This is a genomic window from Paenibacillus catalpae (assembly GCF_900112695.1).
Taxonomy (GTDB): domain Bacteria; phylum Bacillota; class Bacilli; order Paenibacillales; family Paenibacillaceae; genus Pristimantibacillus; species Pristimantibacillus catalpae.
The window spans coordinates 50,825-69,761 of sequence record NZ_FOMT01000005.1; the positions used below are offsets into that span (position 1 = coordinate 50,825).

Annotated in this window: 17 protein-coding genes; 14 read left to right on the top strand and 3 right to left on the bottom strand. The window is 50.1% G+C overall.

What is annotated here, in order from left to right:
- Positions 1-223: 223 nt before the first annotated feature.
- The 14 genes from BM200_RS21580 to BM200_RS21645 all read left to right on the top strand — a co-directional run bounded on the left by BM200_RS21580 (position 224) and on the right by BM200_RS21645 (position 15,267).
- Entirely contained in the window at positions 224-1,888 is a 1,665-nt protein-coding gene (locus tag BM200_RS21580; protein ID WP_091188734.1) for a GspE/PulE family protein, read from the top strand.
- 74 nt (positions 1,889-1,962) lie between these two features.
- Entirely contained in the window at positions 1,963-3,006 is a 1,044-nt protein-coding gene (locus BM200_RS21585) for a type IV pilus twitching motility protein PilT (RefSeq protein ID WP_091188735.1), read from the top strand.
- The gene (locus BM200_RS21590) at positions 3,006-4,214 is read left to right on the top strand and encodes a type II secretion system F family protein (protein ID WP_091188736.1); all 1,209 of its coding nucleotides are present in this window, start codon (positions 3,006-3,008) and stop codon (positions 4,212-4,214) included. The genes BM200_RS21585 and BM200_RS21590 overlap by 1 nt, the downstream gene beginning before the upstream one ends.
- A gap of 68 nt (positions 4,215-4,282) precedes the next feature.
- Complete coding sequence (locus BM200_RS21595) at positions 4,283-4,714, top strand: type II secretion system protein (protein WP_091188737.1); 432 nt, start codon at positions 4,283-4,285, stop codon at positions 4,712-4,714.
- Positions 4,715-4,784: 70 nt separating this feature from the next.
- A complete protein-coding gene (locus BM200_RS21600; protein WP_091189276.1) occupies positions 4,785-5,543 on the top strand; it encodes a prepilin peptidase in 759 nt (252 codons plus the stop codon).
- Positions 5,544-5,559: 16 nt separating this feature from the next.
- The gene (pilM, locus tag BM200_RS21605) at positions 5,560-7,062 is read left to right on the top strand and encodes a pilus assembly protein PilM (protein WP_091188738.1); all 1,503 of its coding nucleotides are present in this window, start codon (positions 5,560-5,562) and stop codon (positions 7,060-7,062) included.
- Positions 7,055-7,654 (top strand): hypothetical protein, encoded by a 600-nt coding sequence (locus BM200_RS21610; RefSeq protein ID WP_091188739.1) that lies wholly within the window; start codon positions 7,055-7,057, stop codon positions 7,652-7,654. Before pilM ends, BM200_RS21610 begins: the two co-directional genes overlap by 8 nt.
- Positions 7,655-7,859: 205 nt before the next feature.
- Positions 7,860-8,930 carry a uroporphyrinogen decarboxylase gene (gene hemE / locus BM200_RS21615; protein WP_091188740.1) on the top strand — a complete coding sequence of 357 codons (1,071 nt, stop codon included), beginning with the start codon at positions 7,860-7,862 and terminating at the stop codon, positions 8,928-8,930.
- A complete protein-coding gene (gene hemH / locus BM200_RS21620) occupies positions 8,923-9,870 on the top strand; it encodes a ferrochelatase (RefSeq protein ID WP_175532961.1) in 948 nt (315 codons plus the stop codon). Before hemE ends, hemH begins: the two co-directional genes overlap by 8 nt.
- A gap of 16 nt (positions 9,871-9,886) precedes the next feature.
- Complete coding sequence (hemG, locus tag BM200_RS21625) at positions 9,887-11,335, top strand: protoporphyrinogen oxidase (protein WP_245773120.1); 1,449 nt, start codon at positions 9,887-9,889, stop codon at positions 11,333-11,335.
- A gap of 67 nt (positions 11,336-11,402) precedes the next feature.
- Positions 11,403-12,734 (top strand): CapA family protein, encoded by a 1,332-nt coding sequence (locus BM200_RS21630; protein WP_091188741.1) that lies wholly within the window; start codon positions 11,403-11,405, stop codon positions 12,732-12,734.
- 27 nt (positions 12,735-12,761) lie between these two features.
- Positions 12,762-13,505, top strand: coding sequence for a glycerophosphodiester phosphodiesterase (locus BM200_RS21635; RefSeq protein ID WP_091188742.1), 744 nt, complete (start codon positions 12,762-12,764; stop codon positions 13,503-13,505).
- Between the two features lie 39 nt (positions 13,506-13,544).
- Positions 13,545-14,402: a DUF92 domain-containing protein gene (locus BM200_RS21640; RefSeq protein ID WP_091188743.1), complete on the top strand. Its 858-nt coding sequence runs from the start codon at positions 13,545-13,547 to the stop codon at positions 14,400-14,402.
- Positions 14,403-14,511: 109 nt separating this feature from the next.
- Positions 14,512-15,267: a class I SAM-dependent methyltransferase gene (locus BM200_RS21645; protein WP_091188744.1), complete on the top strand. Its 756-nt coding sequence runs from the start codon at positions 14,512-14,514 to the stop codon at positions 15,265-15,267.
- Between the two features lie 264 nt (positions 15,268-15,531).
- Here BM200_RS21645 and BM200_RS21650 read toward each other — a convergent pair whose 3' ends face one another.
- The 3 genes from BM200_RS21650 to BM200_RS30095 form a co-directional block, all read right to left on the bottom strand.
- Positions 15,532-16,314, bottom strand: a complete 783-nt coding sequence (locus tag BM200_RS21650) for a DUF4362 domain-containing protein (protein WP_245773135.1) — start codon at positions 16,312-16,314, stop codon at positions 15,532-15,534.
- Positions 16,315-16,713: 399 nt separating this feature from the next.
- Positions 16,714-18,504: an oligoendopeptidase F gene (gene pepF, locus BM200_RS21655; protein WP_091188746.1), complete on the bottom strand. Its 1,791-nt coding sequence runs from the start codon at positions 18,502-18,504 to the stop codon at positions 16,714-16,716.
- Between the two features lie 185 nt (positions 18,505-18,689).
- A complete protein-coding gene (locus BM200_RS30095; protein ID WP_175532963.1) occupies positions 18,690-18,866 on the bottom strand; it encodes a hypothetical protein in 177 nt (58 codons plus the stop codon).
- Between the last annotated feature and the right edge of the window lie 71 nt (positions 18,867-18,937).

Here is an 18,937-nt window from a genome sequence, read left to right on the forward strand (position 1 = left end):
TTACATTTCGTCAACATAGTTCCAAATACCCAAAATATTTCTTGAAATCTAGTAATATTGCGCTATAATCAGTGTAAGTCAGCAGGTCGATAGATGCAATAAGTAATATAATAAATATTGCCAAAAATGGTTCTCTGGTCTAGAATCTTGGGTATAAAGAACCCTGATTCGATGGCGTTTATAGCATAAATGTAAAGAAAGAAGAGAATGGGGCTGTTATGAGATGGTGGCTATTAAGAAGAGACTGGGAGATTTATTGGTCGAAAGCGCCATAATATCCGAAGAACAGCTGCAGAAGGCGCTGCAAGAGCAGGGCAAATCAAAGCAAAAGCTAGGCGATTTACTGATCGCGCAAGGCTACATAACCGAGCAGCAGCTCATTGAAGTTCTGGAGTTTCAGCTAGGCATACCGCATGTCAGTTTGTACAAATATCAGATTGATCCGGAAATTACCCAGATCATCCCCGAAAGCATGGCCAAGCGCTATCAGGCGATCCCGCTTCACAAAGACGGCGGCAAGCTGATGGTCGCAATGGCAGATCCTCTTGATTACTTCGCGATCGAAGAACTGCGCATGAGCACAGGCTTCCGAATCGAACCTGCTATTTCCAGCAAAGATGAACTGCAGCGGGCCATTGCAAGACATTACGGCCTGCAGGACTCGATGAGTCAGATGATGATTGATCTTCCCACACAGGAAGAAATCCGTGAGACCGAAATTACCGATGAAGATTCACCCGTCGTCCGTCTCGTCAACCAGATGATTCAGCAGGCCGTACAGCTTAGAGCCTCTGATATTCACGTTGACCCGGGCGAGACCAGCGTTACTATCCGTTACCGGATTGACGGCGTGCTGCGTACAGAACGGGCCATTCCGAAACAAATGCAAGGCTTTATTACAGCAAGGCTCAAGATTATGTCCAAGTTGAATATCGCTGAACGAAGGCTGCCGCAGGACGGCCGGATGAAGATGCAGTTCGAATTCAAGACCGTTGATATCCGCGTCTCTTCCTTGCCTACCATTCACGGGGAGAAAATCGTACTCCGGCTTCTTGATCTTAGCACCGGCGTTAAAGCGATTGATCAATTGGGCTTCAATAACCATAACGTTCATGTCTTCAAGGGAATGATTGAACGTCCTTATGGCATTCTGCTCATAACCGGACCAACGGGCAGCGGGAAAACAACTACGCTGTATTCCGCTCTCAGCCATTTAAACGAGGAAGACACCAATATTATTACGGTTGAGGATCCGGTGGAATATCAGCTTGACGGCATTAATCAGGTGCAGGTGAGCCCGACAATCGGATTAACGTTCGCAACGGGCTTACGTTCTATTTTGCGACAGGATCCTAACGTCGTAATGGTCGGCGAAATCCGGGATACGGAAACGGCAGAGATCGCGATTCGCGCTTCCCTGACCGGTCACTTGGTGCTGTCAACGCTGCATACGAATGATTCTGTCAGCTCCATTACAAGATTCCGGGACATGGGAGTGGAGCCATACCTGATCGCTTCTTCACTTATCGGTGTTGTTGCCCAGCGTCTCGTTCGCCGGATTTGCAATGACTGCAAGGAACCGCAGGAGCCTACCGATCAGGAAAGACTGTTTCTGCGGAGCCGCGGAATTCAAGCCGATACGTTGTACCGCGGCAGAGGCTGCGGCAACTGCGGGATTACGGGTTACCGAGGCAGGGTGGCGATTCATGAAGTGTTACATATCAATAATGAAATCCGCGAGTTAATTACGATAAACGGCTCTCTGAGCGAGCTCCGCGAGGCTGCGGCAAAGCAGGGGATGATCCAGCTCATGGATGACGGATTGGAAAAAGTCACGCGCGGCATTACAACGCTGCAGGAAGTTCTCCGAGAGACAGTAGCCAATTAAGGTAATGCTTACGAAGTAAGAATTACCACATTTATGCAGATATTTATGTGGTCATTCTTTTTAGGGGGACAGCCATGCATAGTGAACTTATATTCGATTTACTTAAACAGGCTCACGAGCTGCGGGCATCGGATTTGCATCTATCTGTTGGCAATGCGCCGACATTCCGGATTAATGGAGAGCTTCGTAAGTTAGGGGATTCCGCAATTACCGCTAAAGAAGCAGAAGCGATGGCGCTAAGGCTGTTGACGAGTGAACAAGAGGACAAGCTTCGCATGACAGGAGAGGTGGATCTCTCTCTTGCGTTGCCGGGTTACTGCCGTTTCAGGCTGAATGTTTATAAGCAAAGAGGCTGCATAAGCCTAGCTGCAAGAACAATACCGACACAGATTCCGACCATTGAGCAGCTGCAGCTGCCGCTATCGCTAGCCTCTTTGTCGGATAAGCATCAAGGGCTTATCCTTGTGACCGGCCCAACGGGAAGCGGGAAATCTTCTACGCTGGCTGCCCTTATTGATCATATTAACCGGACACAGGCCAAACATATTGTCACACTTGAGGATCCGATTGAATTTATACATACAAGCCAGTCCTCCATTATTGATCAAAGGGAAGTCGGTCAGGATACGGGCAGCTTCTCAACTGGTCTTCGGGCCGCACTCCGACAAGATCCTGATGTCATCCTGGTTGGCGAGATGCGAGACCTGGAGACGATATCAGCTGCGATAACTGCGGCAGAGACCGGTCATCTCGTATTGGCCACCTTGCATACGACCGATGCGCCACAGACGATAGACCGAATTATCGATGCTTTTCCCGCACATCAGCAGGGACAGGTCCGGACGCAGCTTGCCGCCGTGCTTGTCACTATCGTGTCACAGAGACTGCTACCTAAGCGGGAAGGCACGGGCAGGGCCTGCACAACGGAAATTTTGATGAATACACCAGCCGTTTCCAACCTGATCCGGACGGAAAAGGTCCATCAGATCAAAAGCATTATGCAGACAAGCCGTGCCTTAGGCATGCACACATTGGAAATGTCCGTGAAGGAGCTGCTCCAATCCGGCATCGTCCATCCATCTGCGGCTAAGCCGTTTATGGCGGAAGGAGGTCTCTAATGCCGCAATTTGCTTATCATGTGAAAACGGGCGGAGGAAAGCAGCTGCAAGGAAAGCTGAACGCCATGGACAAGTCATCGGCGGTAGAGGAGCTGCGCAAGCGGGGATTGACGGTGCTTTCCGTCGAGGAGATCCGCAAAAGCGTGCTGTCCACCGAGATTTACATAGGCAATCCGGTTAAAAGCATTCATTTTATAATCTTTTGCCGCCAGTTCTCAACGCTAATCCGCGCAGGGGTAACGATCGTAGAAGCAACTAATATCCTGGCTGAGCAGACGGAAAGCAAACCGCTTAAGAAAGCACTTGTTGAAGTAAGCTCAGCGCTGCTAAGAGGGATTCCGTTCTCGCAGGCTGTTCTGGAGCATAAGCGGATGTTTCCGCCGTTGTTTGTCAGCATGATCCGTGCCGGGGAAGAGACAGGTGATCTGGAAGGGACATTGGACCGGCTGGCTCTGTTCTTTGAAAAAGCCCATACGACCAAAGAGAAGATCAAATCAGCGATGACTTATCCTACCGTTGTTGGCTTGATGTCCATAGCTTCCGTTATTTATTTGCTGCAGGGCGTTGTGCCGCAGTTCGTCACGATGTTTGAATCCTTCGATACCGAGCTGCCTGCCATTACGAAGATTGTACTGGCGTTAAGTAAAAGCTTGTCCCATCAATGGTACTACTGGATTATCGCTCTCGTTATTCTCATCCTTGCCTATCAGCTATACAAGCGTACCGAGCGGGGCAAGTATGTAATCGATTATGCCAAGCTGAAGATGCCGATCTTCGGCAAGCTGGCGCAAAAGGGCGCAATCGCCCAGATGTCGAGGACCTTATCCTCGCTTTATGCAAGCTCAGTGCCGGTTCTGCAATCTCTAACCATTGTTGAGGAGGTGGTAGGCAACAAAGTGATTGGCAAATACATACGGAAATCAGGGGAGTCGCTGAGGCAGGGGAATTCCTTGTCGGAGCCATTTAAGAAAGCTTGGGTATTCCCTCCGCTTGTAACGCAGATGATCGCGGTAGGGGAAGAGACCGGATCGCTTGATCAGATGCTGGCCAAGATCGCGGACTTTTACGAGATGGACGTCGATAACACGGTTGATCGTCTGAAGTCGCTAATCGAACCTCTGTTGATTGTATTTTTGGCCGGGGTTGTCGGACTGATCGTGATGGCCATTATTTTGCCGATGTTCACCCTGTACTCCAGCGTGCAGTAATTTCAAGGGGTTTACTTGCAATACAACATAGAAGAGACAAAAACAAATTATTGTAGGAGGAGAGCAATATGTTGAAAAAAGCAATCAAACGTCTCAAAAAAGAAGAGAAAGGCTTTACGTTGATCGAGCTCCTGGCCGTAATCGTTATCCTGGCGGTTATCGCGGTAATTGCGGTTCCGTTGATTGGTAACATCATTGAGAATACTAGGGAAAAATCTGATTTGGCAACAGCACGTCAAATTTATGACGCTGCTCGTTTATGGGCTACAGATTCAAATAATGGTGATCTAGGTAATACAGATATTACACTTGCAACATTACAAGGTGATGGTTTTTTAGATGCCCCACTATATTTACCTAGCACAAAAGATGCACTTGACCCAGCTACAACTATTATTGATGTAAGTAATGAAGCATCAGGAAATTATATTATTTTATCTACAGGAACTGGTACCGCTGATGACGTTCCATTTACTAAAGCAGAGATTCTGGCACAGTAAAAATTGTGAATATCGTGGGGGGGCATTATGAGCTCCCCTGAAATTTATTTTAATGAAAGCGAACCCGCCTATGACCCTATTTCTTACGATCTATCTGTTCATTTTGGGCTTAATAGTAGGCTCCTTTTTTAACGTTGTTGGGCTGCGTGTCCCGATTAAGCTATCGGTTGTATCGCCGCCTTCGCAATGTCCGAAATGCGGCAACCGGTTAAGGCCGCGTGATTTGATGCCCGTTGTCAGCTATATGTTGTCCCGTGGCCAATGCCGGCAATGCGGCAAGCGGATCTCTCCCTTGTATCCCATGGGGGAACTGGCAACAGGATTATTGTTTGCATGGATCTATCTTACCTTCGGAAACAGCTGGGATACGGTAATCGGACTGCTGCTCGTCAGTATGTCGGTGATCCTCACCGTATCCGATTTGAAATATATGCTTTTGCCTAATCGTATTTTATTAGCTTTTGCGCCTGTGTTTCTAGTACTGCGCTGTCTGTTCCCGGACGACTCCTCCGTCTGGCTTCATGTCTGGGGAGCAATCGCCGGAGGCGGGGTTCTTCTGGCGGTTGTCATCCTCACAAGAGGAGGAATGGGGCTAGGCGATGTAAAGCTGATCTTCCTGCTGGGCTGGATACTTGGCCTGCCAAATCTGATTCCGGCCTTTATATTAGCCTGCTTCTTCGGCAGTCTGGTTGGCGGCTTGCTGATATTGTTCAAGATTGTGAAGAGAAAGCAGCCCATTCCGTTTGGCCCGTTTTTGCTGCTGGGTGCTTTGCTGTCTTTTGCTTATGGGGATACGATAATCGATTGTTACCATTCAATTCTGATGTAGTGGGATGTGAGGAAGAATGCTCGACAGCAACAAGCGTGTTGGTCTAACGATCGATCATGGCGGAGTACGCTACGCGAGAGTAAGGAAAAGGAAAAAGGGCTGGGAGATTGAGAGGACCGGCTTTCTGCCTTTTGCCGACGGAGTCATTCTTGAGGACCAGTTCACTAACATGGAAGAGCTTCGTTCCAGTCTCAAAGACTGGGTAAAGAAAGAAAGGCTTAACGGCACTTCCGTTACGCTGTCAATTCCGACATCGCAAATTATTATCCGAAAGCTCCAGATCGGGACCGTAAATTCGAGGGAGCTTGATCAGCTTATTAATCTGGAAGTCGAGACCGCGCTGCATCTTCCGTTTGAGGATCCGGTCTATGATTACATTGCGGCCGGGTCTGCAGAACAATCTACGAATGTACTGGTCTATGCTTCACCGCAAAAATGGATCAAGCAATGCATAGAGCTGCTCGAGAGTACAGGGCTGAAGGTAAAGTTTGCCGAGCTGGCTTCGACTGCTTTTGCGAGAGCGATTAAGGCACAGTATAAAGACTCTCTCGAGAATACGATGCTGATTCATCTGGATAAAGCCAATGTTGAAGTGTATATGTTCCACCAGGGGCATCCGGTCTTCATGCGTGTGATAAACGAATATGACTACAGCGGTTCTATAGATGGAACATTTACCCAGGAGCTCATCTCCAGCATTAACGCCGAGATTTCCAGATTGCTGAGCTTCTATCAGTACAGTATCCATGACGGAGAGTCTCGTATTGTTCAGGCTATTATTGCTGGTGAGCTGGCAGGGCGCACCCAGCTGGCGGCGGAGCTTCAACAGGCTCAACCGGACATGCGGGTAGAAACCGTTGAGCTGGAGTCGCCTCTTCGCAAGAGAGTGCGCAGAAAGCTGGACGAGTATATGATCCCGTTTGGCCTCGCTATCCGCGAGAAGTCCAGCCCTGGCATTAATCTGATGCCGGAGCGGGCCAGAAAAACAAAGCAGATTCCGGCCAAGCTATTAATAGCGGGCATTTTATGGCTGCTATGCCTTGGTGCTATTCTTGCATTAAATACGAATAACAGGCTTCAAATCTCGGATTATGAGCATACGGTGCAGGTATTAAAGGATAAAGCAGCCCTGCTCCAGCAGCAGGTGTCCACGCAAAATACAGAAGCGCAAGCAGACGCCGATCCGGAGGCGGTTGTTCAGTTCATTAATGAGCACAGGCAGGATGCGGTTGCCGTTCTGGATGAATTGACGAACCGTCTGCCTTACGGCTCCCGGCTTACAAGCATTGAGTACAACAAGCCGGGCAATCTTGCTCTCACGTTTAAAAGCCCGGATTTAACGGCATTGTCTACCTATTTGTCCAGCCTTCGGGCCATGTCATTTGTCGGGAATGTCCATCTGCAGTCTTTTGCCGATAATAATGGCCAGTGGGTTGGAAGCTACGAGGTTACCTGGAAAACAGCGAAGGCTTCGGATGATCAGCAGGCTGACACGGGAGGTGCCGACAATAATGGATAATACCAAAAACCGCTCGCTTGGCCTTATTATGATGATGCTGCTTTTTCTTGTCCTGCTGCTCCTGTATGTCGTCCTGCTTCAGCCTTCGAGTAACCAGCTGTCGGATCAGAAGAAGCTTGCGGATCAGACAGAACGGCAGTTAAATGCCCTAGAGGCCAGCGTGAATAAGCAGAATGGGGAAGGCAGCCTGCCGGAGCAGGATATTCAAGCCGCTCTTCCTCTATGGGACAATTCGGAGCAGCTGGTTGTTAGTCTCAAGAGCTTAAGCCAGCAGACAGGGGCGAAAGTAAACAGTGCAACCATCGATCTGCCGGGCGATAACAAGCTCAACACATTGGATGACAGCGTGGACCCTATTTATCCTACCGTGAAGGAAGTGAATGTTCACGTTTTTCTGCTTGGCACCTATACGCAAGTGAAAAGCTGGATGAATCAGCTGCAGCAGCAGAAACGTCTCATTGTCGTTCATTCGTTCTCTTTGCAACAATCCGACAGCGGAATGAATACGGCAGAACTATCCTTTACCGCCTATTTCGATCCGTCTTATGAGCGAATGCTGAAGAATCCGATCTTGCCGGCAACCGCAAAATAAGAGAAGATAGACAGCAGTTATGGCGCTCCTTATCGATAGGAGATTCATGCTGCTGTCTTTTTTTAATATTCATTGATTCTTCATGCAGGTTAAGTTTGATTGTCATACTATTGTCATAGGAAGCAAGATGAGAATGGTTGTTAGGGGTAGAGAAAACGGGCATAATTGAAATTAGTTAAAAAATACAGAAATGAGGAACGGCAACATGAGTTATAACGACCGTTTCATTCGGGCATGCCGGAAGGAACTTGTAGACCGTGTACCGGTTTGGTATATGCGTCAAGCAGGACGCTATGATCCTGAATACCGTAAAATTAAAGAGAAATATTCTTTGCTTGAAATTTGCAAGCAGCCTGAGCTGGCGGCAGAGGTAACAATGATGCCAGTACGCAAGCTTGGCGTGGATGCGGCTATTTTATATTCGGATATAATGAACCCGGTCGCTTCGATCGGGATTGATTTCGACATTGTCGCTAATATCGGTCCAGTGATCGCGAATCCGATTCGCACGGCGGCTGACGTAGAGCGGCTGAAGCCCATTGATGTGGAAGGCGATCTTGGCCATGTGCTGGAGACGATCCGTATATTGGACAAAGAGCTGGAAGTTCCGCTTATTACATTCGCGGGTGCTCCGTTCACAATTGCGAGCTATCTGATTGAAGGCAAGCCGTCGAAAAACTATCTGCGTACCAAAGCGCTTATGTACAGCGAGCCGAAAGTATGGTTCAGCCTCATGGACAAGCTTGGCGATATGGTTATCGCTTATTTGCGTGCCCATATGGCAAACGGAGGAAAAGCGTTCCAGCTGTTCGACAGCTGGGTAGGGGCGCTTACCCCTGCCGACTTCAGCAAGTTTGTGCTGCCGACGATTGAAAGAATTTTCGCGGAGCTGTCGGATTTGCCGCAGCCGAAAATTTATTTCCCTGGCGTAAGCTCGGGCGAACTGCTTCCAGAGCTTCGTAATTTGAAGACCAATGTGATCGGACTTGACTGGCGCGTTTCGATTCCGGAAGGCCGCCGCCGTCTGGATGGCAAGTATGCCGTGCAAGGCAACCTGGATCCGGTTATTCTAACCGCTCCAATGAGCGTCATCGAATCGTACGCTGCAGAGATTATTGATCAGGGGCTGGAGCAGCCGGGCTTTGTATTTAACCTCGGCCATGGCTTGTTCCCGGAAGCATCCCTGGAGAAATTAACGCAATTAACGGCATTCATTCACGCCTATTCGGAGAAAGCTATTGCAGCTCGAGAGGGGAAGGAAACAAGCCATGTCTGAGATAAATAACAAGATTGGTGTCCTTGTCATGTCCTACGGCACACCGCAAAGTCTTGAGGATGTCGAAACGTATTACACCCATATCCGCCGCGGCCATGCGCCAACACCGGAGCAGCTGAAAGAGCTGACGGACCGATATGAAGCGATCGTAGGCGGGGTATTCCCGCTGCGAGAGAATACGAACGGTCAAGTGGGAGGCTTGCAGGATAAGCTGGAGCAATTGGCTCCTGGCCGTTACGTCTGCTATCAAGGCTTGAAGCATGCCGTTCCTTATATCGAAGACGGCGTGGAGCAAATGGCGCAGAGCGGCATTAAGGAAGCCGTGGGAATCGTACTTGCGCCGCATTACTCGGTTATGAGCGTAGGTTCTTATATCAAGCGTGCACAGGAAAAAGCAGACGAGCTTGGCATCAAGATGTCATTCGTCAAAGAATATCATCTGCATCCGAAGCTGCTTCAGGCCCTTAGCGAACGCGTAACGGACGGCTTGAGCCGTCTGGCGGCATCATCCGGTGATGTAAAGCCGGTTAAAGTATTGTTCAGTGCACATAGTCTTCCGGAGAAAATCCGTGAAATGGGCGATCCGTATGAGCAGCAGCTGCTGGCTACCTCGGAGGCGGTTGCGAAGCTGGCGAATGTAGACGAGTCGACTTGGCAGTTCACATGGCAGAGCGCCGGCCGCACAAGAGAGCCTTGGCTTGGACCGGACATTCTGGATACGCTGAAGACTCTTGCGGACGATGGCATCAAAGCTGTTCTGGTTGCTCCGGTCGGATTTGTATCTGATCATCTGGAAGTGCTGTATGACCTTGATCTTGAGGCAAAGCAAGCGGCAAGCGAGCTGGGGATTACCCTTGAACGTATTGCCATGCTGAATAAAGATCCCCTATATATGGAAACGTTAGCTGAATCGGTGCTCCAAGCCGGTTCGTTGGAATAGTGAAAGGATGAAGAACATGCGGAGAATCGGAATGATTGATCGAATTGTCGTTATCGGCGGAGGGATCAGCGGACTGAGCTCCGCTTTTTATTTGCAGCGGGAAGCGGAGCGGCAGGGGAAAAAGGTGCAGCTGACCATCGTGGACGGCGCGCCTGACCTTGGCGGAAAAATTAATACGCTGCAGCGTGACGGCTTTGTCATCGAGAGAGGTCCGGATTCGTTTCTGGCACGCAAGCTGCCGATATTAGAACTCGCAAAGGATCTTGGCATTGAAAATGAGCTGACAGCTCAAAACGAGAACGGCAAAACCTCGTATATTATGCGGGATGGCAAGCTGCATCCGATGCCGAAGGGTATGGTGCTGGGCATTCCGACGAATTTGGATACGTTTATGCAGACGACTTTGTTATCGGAAGAAGGCAAAGCGCGGTCGCTTCAGGATCTGGAGATGGCTGGCGCCGCGCCGGAAGGCGATGAATCACTTGGCGATTTTTTGTCGCGCAGAATTGGCCCTGAGATTGTGAAGCATATCTCGGAACCGCTTCTGGCCGGCATCTATGCGGGTGATCTCAGCAAGCTGAGCATTCAGGCGACTTTCCCGCAATTTGCAGAAGCGGAACGTCAGTACGGAAGCCTGATTCGCGGAACGCAGCTCAAGCAGCAGAACAAAGCGCCCCAACAGGCGCCGGACTATTTGCCGGATGAACTGAAGAATAGTGTTTTCTTAAGCTTCAAGCAAGGGCTGTCCACGATGGTTCATGCTCTTGATCAAGCGCTGCAAAGCGTGAACCGGCGCATGGGTGAGACCGTCGTGGAGATTAAGCCGCTGGAAGGCGAGGATGCTGCTGCCAGATACGAGGTTGTTCTGGAGTCGGGCGAAGTTTTGCCTGCGGATCACGTGCTTGTGACCATACCGGCTTTTAACGCGGCTGATCTGCTTGAGCCGTTAGTAGACGTGACCGAGCTTCGCGCCATTCAATATGTATCGGTTGCGAATGTGGTCATGGCATTTGAGAAATCAACGTTTGACAAGACCTTCGACGGATCGGGCTTCCTTGTCCCGCGCTCGGAAGGACTCCGGATTACGGCTTGTACGTGGACATCGAATAAATGGCTGCACACGAGTCCGGATGATAAAGTGCTGCTGAGATGTTATGTCGGCCGGGCAGGCGACGAGCAGTCGGCCATGCTTCCGGACGAAGAGCTGAAGAAGGCTGTCCTGGAAGATATTCAGAAGGTGCTTGGCATTGATGCCGTTCCGATTTTCACACAAATCACACGTCTGCCGCGCTCGATGCCGCAATATCCTGTAGGGCATCTGGACAATACAGCCAGACTCCGCAAACGTCTGTCAGAGGAGCTTCCGGGAGTGTATGTGACTGGTGCGGCCTTTGGCGGTGTAGGTCTGCCGGATTGCATCAGATCGGGGAAAGAAGCGGCGCATGAGATTGCAGAGAGCCTTTGAAAATTTCGCAATATAGAAGCAACCTTGCTATAATGGAAGCGATACCCTATTAAAAAGGAGCCGACTCATGTATTCAACCCGTTCTGAAGCGCATCAGCATGAAAAACGAAGACGTAAAAAGAAATTTCGCCTTCTGTTAACCGTGAATTTGATGATGGTTGGCCTGATTGTTGTACTAGTTGCGGTATGGGCCTCTATGCAGGACGGTGGCATATTCCATAAGGACAGCAAACCGCAAACAGAAGAGACAGCGGCTAATGGAGATCCTGCTGCTAACCAGTCTGCAGCAGGCAATGAGCCCGAGGTCATAACGACTCCTGTTGAGTCTGCCGCACCTGATGAAGGGAATACCGACGAAGCCGCTAGCGAAGGAACTAAGGAAGATGACAATCCAAGCGGGCAGATTGATCCAAGTCCAACGCCGGGAGACAGCAGCTCTGCAGGAGCCGGGGCAGGAGATACAGTCAGTCTCGCCTTCGTAGGAGATATTTTGCTGGCGGAGAGCGTTGGCGACATGATGAAGCAGTATGGTGACGACTATCCGTACAAAGAAGCTTTATTTCATCTGAGCGAGCCGGATTTGACGGCTGCCAATCTGGAATATCCGGTGACAAGCCGGGGCATTCCTGCCGAGGACAAACAATTTGTGTTCAAAGGCGATGCAGGCGCCTTGCCGGCACTCAAGGATTCAGGCATTGATATTGTGTCGCTTGCCAATAATCATACGCTGGACCAGGGTGTTGAGGGATTGCTCGATACCATGTCTCATCTCGACAAGGCGGGCATAAAACATATGGGCGCGGGCAAGAACGACACGGAAGCTTTTGCACCGGTCATTAAAGAAGCGCAGGGCATTAAGATTGCTTACATAGGCGTTAGCCGGGTAGTGCCGACTGGTGACTGGAAGGCGGATAAGAACCGGGCAGGCGTAGCTGAAACGTATGATTATACAAGAACCAAGGCAGCTATCAAAAAAGCGAAGGAAAAAGCGGACCTGGTTGTTGTTATGGTTCATTGGGGGATCGAAAAGGCGGAGAATCCGGAACAGTACCAGCGGGATTTTGCGCGGGTCTACATTGATTCTGGCGCCGATCTTGTTATTGGCAGTCATCCTCATGTTCTGCAGGGATTTGAGCAGTACAAGGGCAAGTGGATTGCTTACAGCCTGGGCAATTTTATTTTTAGCGCGTATCCAAAAGGGGCAACAGCAGATACCGGCGTGCTGAACGCGGTGTGCACGAAATCAGGCGACTGCGATCTGAAGTTTGCTCCGATGAACAATAACCTTGCACAACCAAAGCCGGTTGACAGCGATAAGGCGAAGACGGTGCTGAGCCGTTTGAATGCGATCTCGTTTGGTGTAAAAGTGCGTGGGGATGGTACCGTTATACCGAAATAAGGAAAGCGAAAGGATGGTCGGCGCCCTATGAGAAATTCATGTGTCGCGCATCGGGGCTGGTCCGGACGTGCACCTGAGAATACACTTGCAGCCATTCAATTGGCCATTGATGAGCCGGATGTAGAATGGGTGGAGCTAGATGTACAGCTGTCGAAGGACAATGTACCGGTTGTCATTCATGACTACAAGCTGAAGCGCACAACAAACGGCCGCGGTGAAGTAAAAAGCTTGACGGCGGCGGAATTGGCAGCACTCGATGCTGGAAGCTGGTTCTCGCCCCTATACAAGGGGGAAGGCGTTCCAGCTCTTAGTCAAGTGCTGGATATAGCCCGCGGGCGTATCCGGCTCAATATTGAGCTGAAGACGGACGGCATCCGGTATCCGAAGCTGGAGGACTATGTCGCCTGGCTTGTGAAAGACTACGGCATGGAAGACAGCGTTGTGCTTACTTCGTTCCATGCCGGAACGTTGTTTAACGCCAACAAGCTGACGGGTGGCAGCATTCGCACAGGGCTTATCCTCGACGGTTGGCGCAACTCATTACCCGTTGAGCTGGAGCAGCTAGGCGCGGAGTTCTTGTCTATCGAATATGGCCGACTTAATTCCGCCCGAATAGAATTGTTGAAAAAAGCTGGCATCCAGGTCATGGCCTGGACGCCAAACGACGAACGGACAATCCGCAAGCTGATCTCATTGGATAAGGATCTTATGATTTGCACGAACTATCCTGACCGTTGGCATAAAGCTTTGCTAGCGGCTGGGGTATGGTAGAAGGCTCGTAGTAGAGTGTCAGTCTGAGGAGAGTAGAACATGGTTGGATGGGTAGATGAGTGGTGGCTGAGGTTGCTTGCCGGTCTTGCCGGCAGTGGATTAATAGCTGCTGCGGCGTACCGTGCACGTTCGTTGTCCGGCTCGGGGGCTTGGTCTGCCGTCATTATGGGGACGGGATTCGTAACGTTGGGTGAACCGGTGTGGTTCGGCTGCTTGATTGCTTTCTTCGTCTCTTCGACCCTGTGGTCGAAGTGGAAGAAACGCCACCGGGCCAAAGCTGCAGCGGAAGCGAATTACGAGAAGACCGGCAGACGTGACGCCGGACAGGTATGGGCAAACGGCGGCATTGGCCTATTGCTGTGTGCGGGCAATGCCCTTCAGCCGGACATTGCCTGGCTATTTGCTTATATCGGCGTGATGGCCGCCGTCAATGCGGATACATGGGCCACGGAGATCGGGGCCCTGAGCCGTACCGCGCCGCGGTCGATTACGACCGGCAAGCGGGTACAACCGGGCACGAGCGGCGCGATTACGCCGCTCGGCACGCTTGCAGCGCTGGCTGGCGCCGCCTTTATCGGCGGCGTCGCGGCAGCGCTGATGGCGCTCCCGCAGCAGGCTTACGCCGCAGCGGGCAGCGCCCCTGGCGGCGCGGCGGCGGTCTTCATCGCCGCCGCTGCCGCCGGCCTGGCCGGATGCTTCGCCGACTCGCTGCTCGGCGCCACCGGCCAGGCCATGTACCGCTGCCGGGTATGCGGCAGCGAGACCGAGCGCGCCGCCCATTGCGGGACGGCGGCGGAGCGTGTGCGCGGCTTGGCCGCGCTAAACAACGATAGGGTGAACCTCCTGTCGTCGGTCTTTGCCGGCCTGCTTGGCTGGGCCATCGGCGCTTTGTTCTAAAACAATACCCCTGCAAGAGAGTTAGCCTGAAGTGATAAGGCTAGTGCCTGGCAGGGGTATTTTGTGCCTGTTAATTGTCCTATTAAATTAATAAAGGAGATGAAAAGACATGGACAGCAAGGAGCGTTTCTCAAGCCGGGTGGATCAATACGTGAAATACCGTCCGAGCTATTCGGATGAAGTTATCCAATATTTATACGAAACCGTAGGGTTCCGTCCGGAATCTGTAATTGCCGATGTAGGAGCGGGAACGGGGATCTTCACCAAGCTTCTGCTCGAACAGGGGAGTAATGTCATTGCAGTAGAGCCTAATGCCGATATGCGGCAAGCAGCGGTAGAACAGTTAAATGGTAATCCGAACTTTCATGCGGCGTCAGGCTCCGCGGAAGAGACGGGCCTGACAGATCACTCCGTTGATTTTATCGTCTGCGCGCAATCCTTTCATTGGTTCGACCGTACCGCTGCAAAAGCAGAGTTCCGGCGGATCCTGAAGCCCGGCGGCAAAGCCGTGCTGATCTGGAACTCCCGGTTAACGACCGGTACGCCATTCCTGGAGGGCTACGACCGGCTGCTCCGGACCTACGGTATCGAATATGAGAAAGTAGGTCACAAAAACATCTCCCAGGACTCCCTAATCCCATTCTTCAAAGATGGAGGGCTGCATAAAGCAATCTTCCCGCTTATACAGCCGCTTAACTTCGAACAATTAAGCGGACGCATGTCATCCTCCTCCTACGTGCCATTACCTGGCCATCCTAACTACGAGCCGTTAATGAAGGAGCTGCAGCAGTTGTTCGACGCTACGGAGCAAAATGGCCAAATCTCCTTTGACTATGAGACCGAAATTTATTGGGGCGAAATCTAATCAAAACTCCCTCTTGAGGATGCCGGCATCCTCAAGAGGGAGTTTTTTGTTCTTAACGATACGCCGCGCATTGTAAAACCTACCTTTTTATATTATAAAATACCTTAATCATTACAACTCTCTGTAAAGGAGAATGTCATTATGAACCGCAAATCCTCCAAAAATATTACCCCTGCAATTCTGGAAGCCATTCCGGATTTATTAATCTATGTTCCGCGGATTCTTTTCCGTCTGATCAAAGGCTTATTAAACTAGTTTATGGCTTTACTTGCTGTCTGGAACGGTTAAAATATATCTTTGATCACCGCTTTGGCATCCGGTTGCAACGAAAACAGTCCTTCCTTCCACGCTCTGCTGCTCGATGCCCGTGCATTCCGTCTTGGATACGCCTTTGTCGCCGCCTGCAAAAGCATCTTCGCTGTTATCCTGCGCATATTGCAGCTTGGTGCCGTCCGTTAGCAAATAGGTATAGATCGGATCGCCTTCAATCGTTAATGATGTAATTTTCATTTGATCGACCTTATGACTGCTGAAGCTATTCATGAAGCTCTCCAACTTGGCGAGGTTATAGGTTTTGTTATGCTTGAAGTAAATCTCATCACCTAGCAGCTGCTCGATGGCCGTTTCGATTTTGGAATGATGGGCGGTTTTTTCTTGAGGACGGACGCCGCCCACATTGTGCTGATACAGGATCAGTACGTTTTTGACGTTATAAAATAAAGGGGGATTCATATCCATCCCCTTTGTTTGCTCTGCGAAATCGAGCCGCGCCTTGCTCGTTCCTTTTGCATTGTCATACACGTACACCATGATCTTCTCCTTGCCTGGGAGCGCGTAAATTAAAGGCTTCACTTTATTTAATTGAAAGTAGGAGTCTGCAGAATCTGCCGTCATCAACTCCATATCGTTCGCCTTTAAGGTTTTGACGACATCCTGTTCGTTTAAGCGTATTTCTTTGTACTCAAGCACTCCGTTTGTGGCAGCATGCGGAGCATCAGCGGTCGGCTCGGATTTGCAAGCGACAAGACCGAAAAGTAATGTCGCCATACCGATCAAAAACAGGCTCCTTATAAAGCCCCTGTTTTCACGCATTTTATCACCCTTTCCATATCTTTCTAGACGAGATAAGAAGTTAGTAAGTTACACTTGGCTCCCCAAACAAAAAGACAGACTCGAAATCAATCGAGTCTGTCTTACTTCTGCCCCTCTACACGAAGTAGAGGAGGGAGAACAAGTTGCGATGGGAGGGTGAAGAGAGAGGGAAAGGAACTCCTAAGGGAAAGGATATGCTTCCGAAGTAGCTTTCTTTCAGAAAGCTTTTAAGCGACTGCCTTTGGAATCGGGAATGTACCTGCAGGCATCATTCAATGTTTCCCGATTCCAACAGCAGCCGAAGGAGATCCTTTCCGTCCCCGGAGCTACTCCATCATAAATGTTCAAAGGAGTTTACTTGGTCAACTCCTCCATTTGCTCAATCAAGCTCTCGAACACGCTCATCGCTTGCTCGATAGGCTCCGGAGTGGACATGTCGACGCCGGCCTTTTTCAGGATGTTGATGGAGAAGTCGCTGCCGCCGCTCTTCAGGAAGCCGAGGTAACGGTCAACGGCCGGAGCGCCTTCTTCGAGAATTTGCTTCGAGAAGCTTGTAGCGGCGGAGAAGCCCGTTGCGTATTTGAACACGTAGAAGCTGTTGTAGAAATGCGGTATACGTGCCCATTCCATCTCGATATCCTTGTCTACGACCATGTCCTTGCCATAATAGAGCACGTTCAGGTCGTAGTAGATTTTGCTCAGATCCTGCGGAGTCAGCGATTCGCCTTGCTCGGTTTTCTCATGGATGATTTTCTCGAACTCGGCAAACATCGTTTGACGGAACACCGTCGTGCGGAACTGGTCTGCATAGTAAGTCAGCAGGTACATTTTTTCCTTGGCATCCGTAGACTTGCCGAGCAGATGATCCATCAGCAGCGCTTCGTTCAGCGTCGACGCTACTTCCGCAAGGAAGATCGTGTACTGCGCATCACGGTAGTTCTGATTTGTATCAGAGTAGTACGAATGCAGCGCATGGCCCATTTCGTGCGTCAGGGTGAACATGCTGTTCAGGTTGTCTTTATGGTTCAGCAGCACGTACGGATGGGTACCAAAAGCTCCCCAGCTGTAAGCGCCGCTGCGTTTGCCTTCGTTCTCGTAGACGTCAATCCAGCCGTTATCGAAGCCGTCCTGCAGAACGTTTAAGTAGTCCTCGCCAAGCGGTTTCAAGCTTTCTTTTACGATTTTTTTCGATTCGTCATACGAAATTTCCATATCGAACTCATCAACAAGCGGAGCGAACAGATCATACATATGAAGCTCGTCAACGCCTAGCAGCTTCTTGCGGAGGTTCATGTAACGGTACATAAGCGGAAGATGCTTATGAATCGTGTCGATCAGGTTCGTATACACGCTCTCCGGAATGTTATCGCCATACAGCGACATCCCGAGTGCCGATGGGTATTTTCGGGCACGGGCATAGAAAATATTTTTTGTCACGTTCGCATTCAGCGTAGTTGCGATCGTATTTTTTAATTTGCCGTATGTATCGTACATCGTGCGGAAAGCATTGGCGCGGACTTCACGGTTCTTGCTTTCAAGGAATTGAATGTAACGTCCTTGCGTTAATTCGACTTCTTCGCCGGCTTCGTTCTTCACCTTAGGGAATTTCAGATCCGCATTGTTCAGAATGCTGTAGATCGACCCTGGTGCCGAGCTTACGTTGCCGACCTGCGCCATAAGAGCTTCCTCGGCTTTGGACAAGACATGCGCTTTCTGACGGCGCATTTCTTCCAAAGTATGCTTGAATACCGCAAGATCTTTATTCGCGATTAATGCATCAAGCTCAGCATCCGACAGCGACAATACTTCCGGCGTGATGTATGAAAGAGCTTCGCCTGTTTCAACGCTGATCTTCTTGGCTTTGTCGGACAAAGCTTGATAAGTAGGTTCAGCTGTATCTTCGTGATGCTTCATATTGGAATATACATAAAGCCGTTCGACATGCAGGGAGAGCTCATCTTCCAGCTCGAAACAAGCTTTGAGCTGTGCCGGGTCGGAAAGCTTGCCTTCGAATGCTCCGACTTTCTTGATCAAAGCTTTGGCCTCGGCATATTCTTTATCCCAGGCAGCTTGATCGGCAAACAGATCCTCCAGCTTCCAGCGGTATTCTACTGCGGTTTCGGAACGCTTAGGTACGTGATTCATCGAACTCCTCCTCGGTACGGATATAGATGATTGGTTATGTGAAGCAGCTTGCTTGCCGGGTTCGGCCGAAGCCGAGCCTGGAGCAAGACATAACGCTAAAACAACGGGCAGCCATTTCATTCGCGGAAGATCACCTCTAGAACACATTTTGTCCTAGTATGTCCGGTGAAGCTTCCAATCATGTCCTAAGTTCCCAATGTAAACAAGCTGTACACAATAAGGAAAAAGGCGAATGCAATTAACACGATGGAGGCTATAGCCATCCACTTGCGAAGACCCGGTGCCAAGGAATCGCGCTTAAGAATAACGAGACCGCCCAGCACGAAGGCGGAAATAATAAAAATAGCATTAACGGAGCCCATTTGTACCTCCTAAAAGAATTGCGAAGCAATTCTACTTCGTAAGCATAAGCTAAGAATTGCGAAGCAATTCT

Bases quoted from the DNA above. Each gene is read 5' to 3' on its own strand.
- hemE (WP_091188740.1), top strand. From the start codon at position 7,860: ATGAGTTATAACGACCGTTTCATTCGGGCATGCCGGAAGGAACTTGTA.
- BM200_RS21630 (WP_091188741.1), top strand. From the start codon at position 11,403: ATGTATTCAACCCGTTCTGAAGCGCATCAGCATGAAAAACGAAGACGT.
- BM200_RS21600 (WP_091189276.1), top strand. From the start codon at position 4,785: ATGACCCTATTTCTTACGATCTATCTGTTCATTTTGGGCTTAATAGTA.
- hemH (WP_175532961.1), top strand. From the start codon at position 8,923: ATGTCTGAGATAAATAACAAGATTGGTGTCCTTGTCATGTCCTACGGC.
- BM200_RS21610 (WP_091188739.1), top strand. From the start codon at position 7,055: ATGGATAATACCAAAAACCGCTCGCTTGGCCTTATTATGATGATGCTG.
- BM200_RS21635 (WP_091188742.1), top strand. From the start codon at position 12,762: ATGAGAAATTCATGTGTCGCGCATCGGGGCTGGTCCGGACGTGCACCT.
- BM200_RS30095 (WP_175532963.1), bottom strand. From the start codon at position 18,866: ATGGGCTCCGTTAATGCTATTTTTATTATTTCCGCCTTCGTGCTGGGC.
- pilM (WP_091188738.1), top strand. From the start codon at position 5,560: ATGCTCGACAGCAACAAGCGTGTTGGTCTAACGATCGATCATGGCGGA.
- BM200_RS21585 (WP_091188735.1), top strand. From the start codon at position 1,963: ATGCATAGTGAACTTATATTCGATTTACTTAAACAGGCTCACGAGCTG.
- hemG (WP_245773120.1), top strand. From the start codon at position 9,887: ATGCGGAGAATCGGAATGATTGATCGAATTGTCGTTATCGGCGGAGGG.
- BM200_RS21640 (WP_091188743.1), top strand. From the start codon at position 13,545: ATGGTTGGATGGGTAGATGAGTGGTGGCTGAGGTTGCTTGCCGGTCTT.
- BM200_RS21650 (WP_245773135.1), bottom strand. From the start codon at position 16,314: ATGGCGACATTACTTTTCGGTCTTGTCGCTTGCAAATCCGAGCCGACC.
- BM200_RS21580 (WP_091188734.1), top strand. From the start codon at position 224: ATGGTGGCTATTAAGAAGAGACTGGGAGATTTATTGGTCGAAAGCGCC.
- BM200_RS21645 (WP_091188744.1), top strand. From the start codon at position 14,512: ATGGACAGCAAGGAGCGTTTCTCAAGCCGGGTGGATCAATACGTGAAA.
- BM200_RS21595 (WP_091188737.1), top strand. From the start codon at position 4,283: ATGTTGAAAAAAGCAATCAAACGTCTCAAAAAAGAAGAGAAAGGCTTT.
- pepF (WP_091188746.1), bottom strand. From the start codon at position 18,504: ATGAATCACGTACCTAAGCGTTCCGAAACCGCAGTAGAATACCGCTGG.
- BM200_RS21590 (WP_091188736.1), top strand. From the start codon at position 3,006: ATGCCGCAATTTGCTTATCATGTGAAAACGGGCGGAGGAAAGCAGCTG.